Genomic DNA, 15,195 nt, shown 5'->3' on the forward strand with positions numbered 1-15,195 from the left:
CCGCGCTCAGTCGAGCTTCGCGAAAGCGGCCTCCAGATAGGGCGCATATTTCTCCCATGCCTGCGAACTGCCCTTGTAGATGGGCTTGCGCACCTGCGTGTCCGATGTCGTCGCGACCGTGCGGGCGTTGTCCTGCGGGCGCAGGCAGGCGTCTTCCCAGCGCAGCCCGAGCGCATCGATCAGCGCGCGGCTGCGCGCCTCAGGGGCTTCCGTCAGCGCCTCATAGTCGCAATCGACGATCGCACCGGGCTGCACCGCCCAATGCGCCATCAGATCGCGATAGAGTCCGTGATAGGCCACGAGATCGTCCAGATCATGTGCGTAGCCATTGCCCGTGCTGGAAAAGAAGTTGCGATAGATCGACCAGAGGGTCGCGCGCGGATCGCGATGGACATGCACGATCGAAGCGCGCGGAAACAGCGCCCGGATCGCTCCGATCCAGCGGAAATTGAGCGGCATCTTGTCGGTCACGAACGGCTTGCCATCGGCCAGTCTGGTGAGCGTCTCGTAATAGGCGGAACGTATCCGCCCCGCCTCCCGGCTAAGCGCCTCCGGGTCGCTCCAGTCGAGCGCACTCATCTCGCGATCGAGCGTGGCGATCTCATCTCCGGGCGCGACCTGACTGTGCTGGGTGACGATCTGCTCGACCAGCGTCGTGCCCGAGCGCGGAAGGCCCAGCAGGAAGATCGGCACCGGTGCGGCCTTGTCGGTCTCTGTCTCAGGGATTGGCGGATGGTGCGCGGCAAAACGCTTGCGCAGCTGCGCAAAGAGCTTGAGATCCTGCGCGATGTGATAGCCCAGTTCAGCCTTGCGCCGCGCATTGGCCGACTGCCAGAGCGCGAAGGCCCGCTCCGTCCCGCCCACATCGTGCATCGCCTTGGCGAGCGCGAATTCGAGCAGCATCAGGTCATGCTCGGAATGCGCCTCCGCCGCGACCTGCGCCTCGAGTTGCGAAAGCAGTGGATCGTCCGGCGCGAAGCCATGCAGGCGAGAGAGATTCCACCACGCCTCGGCATAGCTCGGATCGGCCCCGAGCGCCGCCTCGAACCGCGTCCGTGCCCCGGCGATGTCGCCTTCGGCGAGTAGAATGTTGCCAAGGTTGTTCAACGCGAAGACATGGCGCGGGTCGGGCGACCGCGCTTGTGCGGCCCCAGACATCGCATCGCCAGTGAGCTTATCGTCCGCTACGGCCTCCAGCGCCGCCTCGAACCGTTTGCGCGCCTCGATCTCGCGGCCGAGCGCGAGGAAGGCATTGCCCTGATTGTTCAGCGCCACGGGGTCACCCGGGCGCAGCGCCAATACGCGGTCGAACGACGCGATCGCGTCTTCGAAGCGCCCCAGTTCCATCAGTTCATTGCCCAGGTTGCCGTGGGTGTCGGCGTGATCGGGCCGCAGGGAGATCAGGTGGCGATAGGTCTCGGCTGCAGCGTCGTGATCGCCCAGGGCCCCCTCCCCCGCAGCTTTTAATTCGAGCAAGAGGATGGCCTCCGGAAACTCTGTCAGCGCCCGTTTCGTCTGCTGGACGAGCTCGCGGTTGCGCCCCGTCTGCATCAACCCCATCAACTGCTGCAGCAGCGCGCGCGGCGGCCCCGCGGCCGGTATCGCCTTGCTGACCTGCGCGAGCGCTTCTAGCCCCGCCTTGGCGCGCTTGTTGCCCGGAAAACGGCCGAGCACGTCACGGTAAAGCGCCTCGGCCTGCCGGTATTCCCCGCGCTTGGCATGGCCACGTGCAGCGAGCAGCATCTTGTCAACGGACCCGGCCATCGGCTCTCCTTCGCGAAATCGACCCGACCATAGCGAGCCGCCGCGCGATGACAAGCACGGCAGCAGCGCCACCGGGAGGGGCGCCGACAAGCGGGAACGAAGACCGTCCGAGAACGGAACGCTCAGCGAAATGCGCCCGCAGAGGAGCGGGCGCAGTTAGGCCTAAGACCGAACATCAGTCGAGCTTCGCGAACGCCGCCTCCAGATACGGGGCGTATTTCTCCCACGCCTGAGAACTGCCCTTGTAGATCGGTTTGACCACCTGATCGCGCGATGCGGTGCGAGCGATGCGCTTGTTGTCCTGCGGGCGAAGGCAAGCCTCGTCGAAGGGCAATTCGAGATAGTCGAGCAGCGCGCGAATTTCGGTCTCCGGATTTTCCACCAGACGCTCGTAGTTCAGGTCGTAAATCGTCTCGGCGAAGAGCGATTTCCAATGCGCCATCAGGTCCTGATGCAACGCCCGATAAGCCACCAGATCATCGAGGCTATGCGCGTAGGCGTTGCCATCGGAGCCGAAATTCAACCGATAGATCGACCAGATCACCGCGCGCGGGTCGCGCTGAAGATGGATGATCTTTGCCTTGGGAAACAGCGCCCGGATCGCCCCGACCCAGCGGAAGTTGAGCGGCATCTTGTCGGTCACGAAAGGCGCGCCTTTGGCGTGCGCGCGCAAAACCTCGCGATATTCGGCCCGGATTTCCTCGGCCTTCGCGCGGAAGTCCTCTGGATTCGACCAGTCGATCTGGGACAAGGGGCTGCCGAGTTCGATCAACTCGCCGCCCGGCGCGACCATCGGATGGGCGCTCACGATCTGTTCGCTCAGTGTCGTGCCGGAGCGCGGCAGGCCGACGATGAAGATCGGCTCCGGGCCATCTTGCGCGGCCTCGGGAATGGCTGCAGGCACGGCCGGGAAGGCCTGCTCGATCTGCGCGAACAGCGTCTCGTCCTGTTCGATCGTGTAGCCCAGCAGCTCTTTGCGACGCGCATTGCCGCGTGCATAGAAAGCGAAGGATTTGTCGATGTCGCCGATATCCTCATAGGCTTTGCCCAGGGCGAATTCGTATCGGACCCGTTCCCTCTCCGTGTGATGAGGTGCCTCAAGCAGACCTTCGAGACGTGCGACGAGAGGATCGTCTTCGGAAATACGCGTCGCCATAATCAGCGACGCCAGCGCTTCGACATGGTCTGGATTGATTGCGAGCGCGCGCTTGTAATAATCGATCGCACCCGGTTTGTCGCCGAGTTCGCGTCGCACGTCGCCCATCGTCGTCAAGGCGCGGAAATTGTCGGGCAACTTCGCAAGAACTTCCAACAGATGAGGCTCGGCCTCTTGCGCTTTATGGCTCAGGACGAGCGCGTTGGCGAGGTTCAGCTGTGCCTCGACGAAATCGGGCGCGGCCTCATGGGCGGCGCGATACATCTCGAGCGCCTCGCTTTGCTCGCCCGCGCGGCGCTTGGCGTTACCGATATTGTTGAGCGCAACCGGGTCGCCTGGGCGCAATTCCAGAACGCGCTCGAATTCGACCACGGCTTCGTCGTCACGATTCAGCGCCATCAACTCGTTGCCGTAGCTGCCGTGGGCATCGGGCGCGTCGGGAAACATACCTACCAGTTCGCGATAGAGCGTCGCGGCTCCCTCGTGATCGCCCAGGGTCGAGAGCGCTGCGGCCCGCACTTCCATCGCGGCGGGGGCGCGCGGAAATTGCTTGAGGACACGGGCGGCGACTTCGGCGGCCTCGCGATCGCGGCCCGCCTTCTTCAGGCCGAAGAGCTGGTCGATCACCGGGCGCGGCGGGTTCACCGGGCGGCTCGCGCGCGATTGCGAGATCTCGGCCAACCCGGCCTGCGCGCGCTTGTTGCCGGGAAATCGCGCGAGAACCTCGCGATAGAGCGCCTCGGCCTCCGCGAAAGCTCCGCTTTTTGCATGGGTCTTCGCCGCGCGCAGCGTCTTGTCTATCGGTCCGGCCATCGCGCTCTCCCCGTTTTTCGTCCTGCCTGAGAATTCGCGCCCGACCATAGACGCGCCGCGCCTGATGGCAAGATGCCAGACGGGCTTCGGGGAGCGTTTAGCCCTGAGATGGCGTTCCCGCCGCCCGGCCTCTCGCCGCCCCCGCGCTTGCATCCGCGCGTGGCAGGCGCGATACCTGTCGCGAATTCAACCCCAGCGAACCGATGCCGATCTCACGCCTGCCCAAGAATGTCCGCCGCCAGCTGCGTCGCTTCGGCCCCTCCATGGGGCGTAGGCCCGCGGTCGACATCCTGCGCGGCGCGGTGGGCGCAGGAGTGGCGATCCTCGTCGTGACCTTCATCGTGGCCACCCTGCCCCATTCACGACAGGCCGGGATCTATCTCGTGTCCAGCTTCGCCTCGATGGCGGTTCTCCTGTTCGTTCTGCCGAACTCGCCGCTGGCGCAGCCGTGGTCCGCGATGATGGGGATGATGATCTCCGCCGTGGTGCCGGTCGCGGTGCTGATGGTGACCCCTCCACCCTATGCGGACGGGCTCGCAGTGGGCGGGTCGATCGCGGCGATGATGGCCGCGCGCGCGCTGCATCCGCCAGCCGCCGGGATCGCGCTGCTCGTGATCTTGGAACACGAGGCGGGGCGGCGTCTCGGCTTCGATTTCGCGATCTTCCCGATCTTCGTGATGACGGTGCTGATGATCGGGTTCGCAATGGTCTGGAACCGGCTCTTCGGCATTTCCTACCCGACGCGCCCTCTCGCCTATTCCCCGGCCCATGTCGGACGTGCGCGCGGCCCGGCCCGCTCGCTCAGTCAGCGCGACCTGTCGAACCTGCTGGTCGAGTTCAACCAGTCGGCCAACATGGACCCCGCCGATCTGGCGCGGCTCATGGCGGTGGCCGAACACCGCGCCGCCGAGTCGCTTCTGGCCGACACGCATGTGCGCGATCTGATGACGCAGAACCCGGTGACCGTCAGCCCCGAAGCGCCGCTGTCCGAGATCGTGCGCAAGATGACCGCGCTCAACGTCCACACCCTGCCGGTGGTCGACAATTCGGGATACTATCTGGGCGTGGTCGACCAGCATGACGCGCTCGAAGAGCTGTTCAAGGAATTCGACATCCTGCGCCGCCCCCTGCGGTTCCGCGCCGCCCCGCCCGAGGCCGAGGTGCGCGCGATCTTCCATACCGATATCGAGACCGTCGAGGGCGACACGCCGGTGGGCCAATTGCTCGAACGGCTGGCCCGACGCGAGGCGCGGGTCGTGCCCGTGACCGAAAGCGGGCGGCTCGTCGGCATCCTGACCCGGACCGACATCATCGCGCTGCTGCTGGAACATTCGCCAGCCGCCCATTCCGAGGCGGAGCTCGAGGAGGAAGGCGACGAGGACGAGGAGGAGGAGGAGGACGCCCCAAAGAAAAGAGGGGATGCTTCCTCGGGAACCGGAGCCACCAAGCGCCCCGGCGAGGCGCCCGCATCCAAGGGCAAAACCGACCCCGAAGACGCCGAACTGGCGGCGGAACTGCACCAAAGTGCCGCGCGCCGCCCGCCAGTCCACGAGGACACGCAGCACGACACCGCGCAAAGCCGCGCCGAGTCGCCCAAGTAACCGTCAGGGCGCTTGAACCCGCGAAAACCCTCCCCATATGGGAGAGGTCAAACGCAACTCCCCTAGATATTGCGCGCCTCATCGGTATCCCTGCACCGTCGCGCCCGCTAAATGATCGTTTTTTCCGTACGAATCGGAGTCCGATCGGTTTTTGGGCATGAAAAGACTTGAAGCGCGACGAATTCCACCGAACTTTAATCTTATAGGGCAACACTAGGCTGGGTATCCTCCCGCGCCGCCCTTCGAGGAAAGGAGCAGATAATGCCGTCGTTTTCCAATACGCTCGAACAGGCAATCCACGGGGCGCTGGCGCTCGCCAATGCCCGAAAGCATGAACTCGCGACGCTAGAACACCTGCTCCTCGCCTTGATCGACGAGCCGGACGCCGCGCGGGTGATGAAGGCCTGCGCCGTCGATACCGACGAATTGCGCCAGACCCTGGTGGAGTTCATCGATGATGAACTGTCCACCCTCGTGACCGAAATCGAAGGCTCGGAAGCCGTGCCGACCGCCGCCTTCCAGCGCGTGATCCAGCGCGCGGCCATCCATGTCCAAAGCTCGGGCCGCTCGGAAGTCACCGGGGCGAATGTGCTCGTCGCGATCTTCGCCGAGCGCGAAAGCAACGCCGCCTACTTCCTGCAAGAGCAGGACATGACCCGCTACGACGCGGTGAACTTCATCGCGCATGGCGTGGCGAAGGATCCGGAGTTTGGCGAAACGCGCCCGGTGTCGGGTGCCGAGGAAGAGGCCAAGGCCGAAGGGGCGACCCAGGCCGAAGCCAAGGATTCCGCGCTCGAGAAATACTGCGTGAACCTCAATGCGAAATCCGAGAAGGGCGATGTCGACCCGCTGATCGGGCGCGAGCATGAGGTCGAGCGCTGCATTCAGGTCCTCTGCCGCCGCCGCAAGAACAACCCGCTTCTGGTGGGCGATCCCGGCGTGGGCAAGACCGCGATCGCGGAAGGCCTCGCGCTGAAGATCACCCGGGGGGAGACCCCGGAATTTCTCGCCAATTCGACGATCTACTCGCTGGATATGGGCGCACTGCTCGCCGGCACCCGCTATCGCGGCGACTTCGAAGAGCGCCTGAAGGCCGTGGTGAAGGAGCTTGAAGAGCATCCCGACGCGATCCTCTTCATCGATGAGATCCACACCGTGATCGGTGCGGGCGCGACCTCGGGTGGTGCCATGGATGCCTCGAACCTCCTGAAGCCCGCGCTTCAGGGCGGCAAGCTGCGCACCATGGGCTCTACCACCTACAAGGAGTTCCGCCAGCACTTCGAAAAGGACCGCGCGCTGAGCCGCCGGTTCCAGAAGATCGACGTGAACGAGCCCTCGGTGCCGGACTCCATCAAGATCCTGATGGGTCTGAAGCCCTATTTCGAGAAGCACCACGACATCCGCTACACCAACGACGCCATCAAGACGGCGGTGGAACTGTCGGCGCGCTATGTCCATGACCGCAAGCTGCCCGACAAGGCGATCGACGTGATCGACGAGGCGGGCGCGGCCCAACATCTCGTGGCCGAAAGCAAGCGGCGCAAGACCATCGGTCCGAAAGAGATCGAGGCGGTCGTCGCCAAGATCGCGCGGATCCCGCCGAAATCGGTCTCGAAGGACGATGCCGAGGTGCTCAAGGATCTCGAGAAGTCCCTCAAGCGCGTCGTGTTCGGCCAGGACAAGGCGATCGAGACGCTGTCCTCCGCTATCAAGCTGGCCCGTGCGGGTCTGCGCGAGCCGGAGAAGCCGATCGGCAACTACCTCTTCGCGGGTCCGACCGGTGTCGGCAAGACCGAGGTCGCCAAGCAGCTCGCCGATACGCTCGGCGTGGAACTGATGCGCTTCGACATGTCGGAATACATGGAGAAGCACGCGGTCTCGCGCCTGATCGGTGCGCCTCCGGGCTATGTCGGCTTCGATCAGGGGGGCATGCTGACCGACAGCGTCGACCAGCACCCGCATTGCGTGCTGCTGCTCGACGAGATCGAAAAGGCCCACCCGGATGTCTACAACATCCTGCTGCAGGTGATGGATCACGGGAAGCTCACCGACCATAACGGCCGGACCGTTGACTTCCGCAACGTGATCCTGATCATGACCTCGAATGCGGGCGCCGCCGAACAGGCGAAGACCGCAATCGGCTTCGGGCGCGATCGGCGCGAAGGCGAGGATATGGCCGCGATCGAGCGGACCTTCACGCCCGAGTTCCGCAACCGTCTGGACGCGGTGGTCAGCTTCGCGCCGCTGCCGCGCGAGGTGATCTTGCAGGTGGTCGACAAGTTCGTGCTGCAACTCGAAGCGCAGCTCATCGACCGCAACGTCCATATCGAGCTCACCCCGGCCGCCGCCAATTGGCTCGCCGAGAAGGGCTACGACGACAAGATGGGCGCGCGTCCGCTGGGCCGGGTCATTCAGGAGCATATCAAGAAGCCGCTCGCCGAAGAGCTGCTCTTCGGCAAGCTCACGAAGGGCGGTGTCGCCAAGGTCTCGATCAAGGACGACAAGATCGTCATCAAGGTCGAGGAACCGGGCAAAAAGCGGATCTCCGGCTCCAAGCCGCGCCTGCTGACCGCCGAATGATCTAGGCCGTGCTCCGCGCGGTAGTGATAAGCCTTCTCGTCCCGGCCGTGCCCTGCATGGCCGGGACTTTGCTATTTGACGCGCCGACGCTGCAAATGCCGGTCGACTGCACCCTTGGCCAGGATTGCTACATCCAGAATTACGTCGACCGCGACCCCGGTCCCGGCGCGCGCGATGCGGGTTGCGGCGGGCTGACCTATGACGGCCACAAGGGCACCGATTTCGCGCTCCTGACCGAAGCGCAGATGCAGGAGGGCGTGAAGGTGATCGCCGCCGCCCCGGGCCGGGTCGTCGCCACCCGCGATGGAGAGCCCGACGGGGCTTATGTCAACGGACAGATGCTCGCGGGCAAGGAATGCGGCAACGGGATCGTCATCGATCTAGGACGCGGCTGGCAGACCCAGTATTGCCATCTACGCGAAGGCTCGATTTCCGTTGCACGTGGCGCGCGGGTCGAGGCGGGCACCCCGCTCGGCCTCGTCGGCCAATCGGGTCAGGCGGAATTCCCACATCTGCATCTGTCGCTGCGCCATGAGGGCACGGTCGTTGATCCCTTCGACCCTGAGATGCAGGACAGCTGCGCGGCTGCCGCATCGCAGAGTCTCTGGTCCGATCCTTTCCCCTACACACCAAGCGGCTGGCTCGCGACCGGGTTCACCGCCGCACCGCCGCGCTTCAACGCGATCCTCGCCGGCGACCCCCTGCCGCCGCCCCGCGAAACCGGACCCGCCCTCATCTTCTGGGGCTACGGCTTCGGCCTGCGTGCGGGAGACACGATCAGTTTCGAGATCACCGGCCCGGATGGGATCAGCATCAGTACGACCAGCGAGGTCGACGCACCCAAGGCCCGGTTCTTCCGCTATGTCGGCAAAAAGACCCCGCCTGACGGCTGGCCCAAAGGTCCCTACGCGGGCCAGATCGCGCTGCGCCGCGACGGCGCGGTGATCGCCCGCCGATCAGCCACCGCCCGGATCGAATGAACCTCAAGGGATCCGCGCGGCGGGGCCAGGCTGGCCCGAGGGTTTCTCCCCGGCCTTGGCCTTCTGCGCGGTCTCTTCCTCGAACGCCTCGGGCGGCAGCAGCGAGATGATCCGCCCGCCCGGCTCGACCTTCATTTCGGCCGGGTCGATCACGAAGCGAAGGTCACCGCTCTTCGCCACGACCATCACGGGCTTCGCCTTGGGTCGCTTCTCGCGCCACTGGGCAAGCGTGTATTCCTCGGTGATCCGGGTCACGCGGAAGCGCCAGCCCTCGGCGAGCAGTGCCTCCCACCCCTCGAGCGTGCGCCCCTCACCAAAGCGGCGCCCACCGAGCTGCGTCGGCAGCGCGTGGCGTTCGCGATCGTCCTTCTGGCGCGGCACCTGCCAGACTTTGTCGCGGCCCAGCTCGGGCGCGAGATCGGTCGCGACAAGCGTGTTATAGGCGTCGTTGTCGGTCGCGGCGAGCAGGGTCGAATAAGCCATCAGCTCGACCTTGTCCTCCGCCGCCTCGCCCAGAATGTCGCCGTAGAAAGTCTTGAGCCCATTGGCGCGGGGCCGGATCAGGTGCGCATGGTTCGGATCGGTGATCAGCACCGGCACCTCGGCCTTGTTCAGCGTCTCGGCCAGCGCCGACGTGAAGCGCGAGCCGCCCACGATCAGCAGCCCCGGCTTGTCGGCATTGGCCAGTCCCAGCTTCCGCGCCAGCGGCGCCAAGGTGAAGCCGTGCACGATCACAGTCACCAGCACCAGTACGAAGGCCAGCGGCCCGATGCGCAGCCCGTCGGCCACCCCGATCTCGGCCAGACGCTGTCCGAAAAGGCCCGCAACCGCCACGAGCACCACCCCGCGCGGGCCGGTGAAGGCGATCAGCAGGCGCTCGTTGCGCGGCAGGCCCGTCCCTATCAGCGAAATCAGCACCGTCATCGGGCGGGCCACCAGCACCACCAGGACGACGAACAACAGCGCGTGCCAGTCGAGGGCGGCCAGCTGGTCGATCTCGATATTCGCGGCGAGCAGGATGAACACGCCCGAGACCAGAAGCACCGTCGCATGCTCCTTGAACCGGCGCAGCTCCTCGTAGGAGGGCAAATCGGCATTTCCGATCACCAGCCCCATCACCGTCACTGCGAGCAGCCCGCTTTCGTGCAGCACGTAATCGGTCACCGCGAAGGTCGCCAAAAGGGTCGCGAACAACACCGGGACTTTCATGAATTCCGGCACCCATCCGCGCGAGAAGCTGCGCGCGATGCCCCAGCCGACCGCGCCGCCGATCGCCGCGGCGAAGCCGATCCCGAGCGCGAGATGCCAGACCGCCTCGCCCATCGGCAGGTTGGAGCGCAGCGTGAACACCACCTCGAAGGCCAGCACCGCCGCCAGCGCGCCGATCGGGTCGTTCACGATGGCTTCCCATTGCAGCAGCCGTGCGGGGCGGCGGGCGAGTTTCGCCGTGCGCAGAAGCGGCGCGATCACCGTCGGGCCGGTAACGACCATGATGCCGCCGAAGACCGCCGCGCTTTCCCAACTCAGCCCCGCGCCCCAGACGAGCGCGAGTGCCGAGAGAAACCAGCCAAGCGGCGCGCCGATGAAGACAAGCCGCCTGACCCCGGTTTTCGCGTCGCCCAGACGGTGGAAATCCAGCGAGAACCCGCCCTCGAACAGGATCACCGCCACCGCGAGCGCGATCAACGGGCTCAGCAGCTCACCGAAGTCGCGGCTCGGGTTCAAAAGCCCGGTCGCTGGACCCGCAATAAGCCCTGCGACCAGCATGATCACGATGGCCGGCAGGCGCATACGCCATGCCAGCCATTGCGCGCCGACACCACAAACACCTACCAGCGCAAAGGCCAATACCGGGCCGAGACCCGCCGATTCCGCGACTGCCATATCTGTCCCTCGTCACACTTCGGGATCAAACCCCGTTCAGAAGGTCAGGTTCCGTGCCCCTTTGCAAGAGCCCCTTGCCATAGGAGCGTCCCGCCCGCCGGTTAGTGGCCCTGCCCTGAAAAGATTGACCTTTGCGTCGCAATCCGGTACGCCGCAGCCAAGCTCCGTAATCCGGCGGGGCTCTTCCTGGGCGCCCGGTTCCTCAAGCGCCCGATAGCGGCCCCGCCCGATGCGGGTCGCGACAGGACGCGATTAAAGGTAAACCAAGGATACCCATGACGAAATTCACCGATCTGAAGCTGGACCCGAAGGTCCTTTCCGCCGTTGTCGACGCTGGCTACGAAGAGCCGACGCCCATTCAGGCTGGCGCCATTCCGCCCGCACTCGAGGGCAAGGACGTGCTCGGCATCGCGCAGACCGGGACCGGCAAGACCGCCAGCTTCACCCTGCCGATGCTGACGCTGCTGCGTCGGGGCCGCGCCCGCGCCCGGATGCCGCGCTCGCTCGTGCTGTGCCCGACGCGCGAATTGGCAGCGCAGGTCGCCGAGAACTTCGACCTCTACGCCAAGAACACCAAGCTCACCCGCGCGCTGCTGATCGGCGGCGTATCGTTCGGAGAGCAGGACAAACTGATCGACAAGGGCGTCGACGTGCTCATCGCGACGCCGGGCCGCCTGCTCGACCATTTCGAGCGCGGCAAGCTGATCCTGACCGACGTGAAGGTCATGGTCGTGGACGAGGCCGACCGGATGCTCGACATGGGGTTCATCCCTGATATCGAACGCATCTTCCAGCTGACGCCCTTCACGCGCCAAACTCTGTTCTTCTCGGCCACGATGGCGCCCGAGATCGAGCGGATCACCAACACCTTCCTGCATGCGCCGGTGCGCATCGAAGTGGCGCGTCAGGCGACGACGGGCGCGAATATCACCCAGAAGCTGATCGAGATCGAACCGGCGCGCCGCGACCAGACCGCGAAAGCCAAACGCGAATTGCTGCGCGCGGTGATCGAGGCCGAGGGCGAGGCCTGCACCAATGCGATCGTCTTCTGCAACCGCAAGGTCGACGTGGATATCGTTGCGAAAAGCCTGCAGAAATACGGCTTCGACGCGGCCCCGATCCATGGCGATCTCGACCAGAGCCAGCGCACCCGCACGCTCGAGAGTTTCCGCGATGGCAAGCTGAAGCTGCTGATTGCCTCTGACGTCGCCGCGCGCGGCCTCGACGTGCCGTCGGTGAGCCACGTGTTCAACTACGACCTGCCGATGCATGCCGAGGACTATGTCCACCGGATCGGCCGCACCGGTCGCGCGGGCCGCAAGGGCACGGCGATCTCGATCGCGGTCCCCTCGGACGAGAAATTCCTCGGCCAGATCGAAAGCCTCGTCGAGCAGGAAATCCCGCGCGCCGAGCCGCCGGAAGGGTTCGAGCTGTCCGAAGGTGCGAAGCAGCCCGCGCGCAAGCGCGAGGACTCCAAGGGCGGTCGCTCGCGTGGCGGGCGCAGCCGCGATCGCGGCGGGCGTGGCTCGAAACGCGAGCGCAGCGAAGAGACGCAGCAACCGCAGATCGCCGCGCCGCAAGAGCAAAAAGAAGTTTCCAAGACCGAGGCTCAACCCGAAGAGGCTCGCAGCGAGCCCCAGGAGACCGCGAGCGCGCCGAAATCGCAGCCCCGCGATCAGGGTAGTGACGAAGGCAACGCACGCCGCTCCCGCGGGGGCCGCAACCGTCGCGAGCGTGAGAACGAAGTGGTGGGCATGGGCGACCACGTCCCGGACTTCCTCACCGTTTCCTTCCGCCCCGGCGCGATCGAAGAGACCGCCGAGGACAGCGCGGACAGCTGACGCTTTCGTATTGGTAAAAGTATCCCCGCCGGAGGCGTCCTCCGGCGGGGCTTTTCTTTGTCTCTGAGGATGGAGCGATGCCCTACCCGTTCGCGATCCGCGCCATCGACGGCGCGGACTCGCGCTCACTCGGTCAGACGGCTCGTGACGACGATCACTTCGGGCTTCTTGCCAATCTCTTCCATCGCGACCTGACGGGCGATGCGGCGCAGGCCCTCGTCCAGCTTGTCGTCATTGCTCAGGATCTTGACCGGCGCGCGCTCAAGATATTCGGTCATTTCGTCCTCGATCGTCTCGGCCAGCGGCGCGCCGGAGCGGCCCAGTTTCGGCAAGCCGTTCAGCTCGACCCAGGGCTCGCCCAGCGGCTGGTCCTGCTCGTCGAGGATCACCGTCACGAGGCACAAGCCGTTCAGCGCCATGCGCATCCGGTCGCGCACCACGCCGTCCATCGCGCCGATCTGCACCGAACCGTCGAGATAGGTGCGGCCCGCTTCGATATATTCGACGACTTTCGGCACCTCGCCGGTCAGGTCGATCATCGTGCCGTTCGTCGCGACTTCCGACGCGATGCCCTTGTCCGCGGCCAGCTTCGCATGTTCGCGCAGGTGGCGATGCTCGCCATGCATCGGGATCAGCATCTTCGGCGCGATCAGTTCGTGCACCGCTTCGAGATCGGGGCGGTTGGCGTGGCCCGAGACATGATAGAGCCCGCCGTGATCGTCCACCACGTCGACTCCCATCTCGGAGAAGGCGTTCATGATCCGGATCACGCCGCGCTCGTTGCCCGGGATCGTCTTCGAGGAGAACAAGAACGTGTCCCCCTCCTTCATCTCGAGCCCCAGGTACTTGCCGCGGCTCAGCTGGGCCGAGGCAGCGCGTCGCTCGCCCTGGGATCCGGTCACGATCAGCATCAGGTTCTGGCGCGGCACGTCAGTCGCCTCTTCCGCCGAGATCGTGCCGGGCATGCCTTTCAGCACGCCGGTTTCCTCGGCGACCGAGACCATGCGCTTCATCGCGCGCCCCAGCAGGCAGACAGACCGACCCGCGGCTTTGCCCGCTTCGGCAAGCGTCTTCAGGCGCGCCACGTTCGAGGCGAAGGTGGTCGCGACGACCATGCCGGTCTGCGCGCGGATGAGTTCCGAGATCGGCTCGGCCAAAGTGGCCTCCGAGCGGCCCGGCAGCGGCGAGAAGACGTTGGTGGAATCGCTCACCAGAACCTTCACGCCTTCGCCTTCCTTGGCAATGGCGTGCCACATTTCGGGGTCGAAGGGCTCGCCGACGATCGGGTTGCCGTCGAGCTTGAAGTCGCCCGTATGCACGACGCGGCCCGCAGGTGTGTCGATGATGAGGCCGGAGCTTTCGGGGATCGAATGCGAGATCGGCACGAATTGCACCTTGAACGGGCCGGCCTCGATCACCTTCGGGCGCGGCTCGACGATCTGGATCGTCTCGGGCGGGATGCCCGCCTCTTCCAGCTTCAGCTGGCCGATCCGACCGGTGAAAGCGCGCGCGTAGACCGGCTTGCGCAGCTTGTTCCAGACATGCGGCAGCGCGCCGATGTGGTCCTCATGCGCGTGGGTGATGAAGATCGCGTCGATGCGGTCGGCATTCGCTTCCAGCCATTCGAGATCGGCGAAGATCAGGTCGACGCCGGGCGTGCCGTCCATATCCGGGAAAGTCACGCCCAGATCGACAACGATCAGCCGCTCTTTCCCCTCTGGGCCGTAGCCGTAGACATAGGCGTTCATGCCGATTTCGCCGGCACCGCCGAGGGGGAGGTAGATCAGTCTGTCACTCACGCGGGAAGGTCCTTGTTATAGTCGTTGAGGAGGCGAAGGCCGTGCATGGTAAGGTCGTATTCCACACTGTCAAACAGGTCGAACCCCTGACTGAACAGCTCTGCCAGACCGCCGGTCGCGATGACTTTCATCGGTCGGTCCCGCTCGAGCCGGATTTGGCGCACGACGCCTTCGACGAGGCCGATATAGCCCCAGAAAACGCCCGATTGGATACAGGCGACGGTGTTGGTGCCGATCGCCTTCTCGGGCATCGTCACATCGACATGAGGTAGGGCGGCCGCGGAGGCGTGCAACGCCTCGAGCGACAGGTTGACGCCGGGTGCGATCACCCCGCCGATATAGGCCCCGTCGGAGGCGACCACGTCGAAAGTGGTCGCAGTACCGAAATCGACGACGACGATATCGCCGCCATGCCGGTCATAGCCCGCAACCGTGTTCACGAGGCGATCCGGCCCGACGGTCGTGCCCGGATCGACGCGGGGCTCCACCGGTAGGCGGCATTCGGGCTTGCCGACGACCAACGGGCGGCAGTTGAAGTAACGGTTAGACAGAACCCGCAGGTTGAAGACCACCCGCGGCACGGTCGAGGAGATGATGACCTCGGTGATCGCGCCTGCGATCTCCTGCACGCGCATCATGCCGGACAGCCAGAGGAAATATTCGTCCGCCGTTCGCTGGTGATTGGTTTCCATCCGCCAAGTGGCGATGAAATCCGTCCCGTTCCAGACCGAGAAGACGGTGTTGGTGTTGCCGCAGTCGATGCAGAGAAGCATGGCT

The 15,195-nt window shown here is 65.2% G+C and carries 9 protein-coding genes; 4 read left to right on the forward strand and 5 right to left on the reverse strand.

What is annotated here, in order from left to right; translation table 11 throughout:
- Positions 1-6 precede the first annotated feature (6 nt).
- Positions 7-1,764, reverse strand: a complete 1,758-nt coding sequence (locus tag B6V73_RS09235; RefSeq protein ID WP_088725076.1) for a tetratricopeptide repeat-containing sulfotransferase family protein — start codon at positions 1,762-1,764, stop codon at positions 7-9.
- A 175-nt stretch (positions 1,765-1,939) separates the two neighbouring features.
- Complete coding sequence (locus B6V73_RS09240; RefSeq protein ID WP_168174882.1) at positions 1,940-3,733, reverse strand: sulfotransferase; 1,794 nt, start codon at positions 3,731-3,733, stop codon at positions 1,940-1,942.
- Between the two features lie 203 nt (positions 3,734-3,936).
- On the opposite strand from B6V73_RS09240, the gene B6V73_RS09245 reads away from it, so the two are divergent.
- The 3 genes from B6V73_RS09245 to B6V73_RS09255 all read left to right on the forward strand — a co-directional run bounded on the left by B6V73_RS09245 (position 3,937) and on the right by B6V73_RS09255 (position 8,894).
- Entirely contained in the window at positions 3,937-5,334 is a 1,398-nt protein-coding gene (locus B6V73_RS09245) for an HPP family protein (protein ID WP_088725078.1), read from the forward strand.
- Between the two features lie 261 nt (positions 5,335-5,595).
- Positions 5,596-7,914 (forward strand): ATP-dependent Clp protease ATP-binding subunit ClpA, encoded by a 2,319-nt coding sequence (clpA, locus tag B6V73_RS09250; RefSeq protein WP_088725079.1) that lies wholly within the window; start codon positions 5,596-5,598, stop codon positions 7,912-7,914.
- Positions 7,915-7,970: 56 nt separating this feature from the next.
- The gene (locus B6V73_RS09255; protein WP_088725080.1) at positions 7,971-8,894 is read left to right on the forward strand and encodes a M23 family metallopeptidase; all 924 of its coding nucleotides are present in this window, start codon (positions 7,971-7,973) and stop codon (positions 8,892-8,894) included.
- Positions 8,895-8,897: 3 nt separating this feature from the next.
- Here B6V73_RS09255 and B6V73_RS09260 read toward each other — a convergent pair whose 3' ends face one another.
- Positions 8,898-10,778 (reverse strand): cation:proton antiporter, encoded by a 1,881-nt coding sequence (locus B6V73_RS09260; RefSeq protein WP_088725081.1) that lies wholly within the window; start codon positions 10,776-10,778, stop codon positions 8,898-8,900.
- A 275-nt stretch (positions 10,779-11,053) separates the two neighbouring features.
- Between B6V73_RS09260 and B6V73_RS09265 the strand changes: the two genes are divergently transcribed.
- A complete protein-coding gene (locus B6V73_RS09265; RefSeq protein ID WP_088718896.1) occupies positions 11,054-12,619 on the forward strand; it encodes a DEAD/DEAH box helicase in 1,566 nt (521 codons plus the stop codon).
- Positions 12,620-12,744: 125 nt separating this feature from the next.
- On the opposite strand, the gene B6V73_RS09270 is transcribed toward B6V73_RS09265, so the two are convergent.
- Positions 12,745-14,367 carry a ribonuclease J gene (locus B6V73_RS09270; protein ID WP_077701370.1) on the reverse strand — a complete coding sequence of 541 codons (1,623 nt, stop codon included), beginning with the start codon at positions 14,365-14,367 and terminating at the stop codon, positions 12,745-12,747.
- Positions 14,368-14,414: 47 nt separating this feature from the next.
- Positions 14,415-15,191 carry a type III pantothenate kinase gene (locus B6V73_RS09275; RefSeq protein WP_075774490.1) on the reverse strand — a complete coding sequence of 259 codons (777 nt, stop codon included), beginning with the start codon at positions 15,189-15,191 and terminating at the stop codon, positions 14,415-14,417.
- Positions 15,192-15,195 lie beyond the last annotated feature (4 nt).

It is taken from the genome of Thioclava sp. JM3, from assembly GCF_002213185.1.
Lineage (GTDB): Bacteria > Pseudomonadota > Alphaproteobacteria > Rhodobacterales > Rhodobacteraceae > Thioclava > Thioclava nitratireducens.

Excerpts from the sequence above, each read along its gene's own strand:
- B6V73_RS09235 (WP_088725076.1), bottom strand. The coding sequence starts at position 1,764 with ATGGCCGGGTCCGTTGACAAGATGCTGCTCGCTGCACGTGGCCATGCC.
- B6V73_RS09240 (WP_168174882.1), bottom strand. The coding sequence starts at position 3,733 with ATGGCCGGACCGATAGACAAGACGCTGCGCGCGGCGAAGACCCATGCA.
- B6V73_RS09245 (WP_088725078.1), top strand. The coding sequence starts at position 3,937 with ATGCCGATCTCACGCCTGCCCAAGAATGTCCGCCGCCAGCTGCGTCGC.
- clpA (WP_088725079.1), top strand. The coding sequence starts at position 5,596 with ATGCCGTCGTTTTCCAATACGCTCGAACAGGCAATCCACGGGGCGCTG.
- B6V73_RS09255 (WP_088725080.1), top strand. The coding sequence starts at position 7,971 with ATGGCCGGGACTTTGCTATTTGACGCGCCGACGCTGCAAATGCCGGTC.
- B6V73_RS09260 (WP_088725081.1), bottom strand. The coding sequence starts at position 10,778 with ATGGCAGTCGCGGAATCGGCGGGTCTCGGCCCGGTATTGGCCTTTGCG.
- B6V73_RS09265 (WP_088718896.1), top strand. The coding sequence starts at position 11,054 with ATGACGAAATTCACCGATCTGAAGCTGGACCCGAAGGTCCTTTCCGCC.
- B6V73_RS09270 (WP_077701370.1), bottom strand. The coding sequence starts at position 14,367 with ATGAACGCCTATGTCTACGGCTACGGCCCAGAGGGGAAAGAGCGGCTG.
- B6V73_RS09275 (WP_075774490.1), bottom strand. The coding sequence starts at position 15,191 with ATGCTTCTCTGCATCGACTGCGGCAACACCAACACCGTCTTCTCGGTC.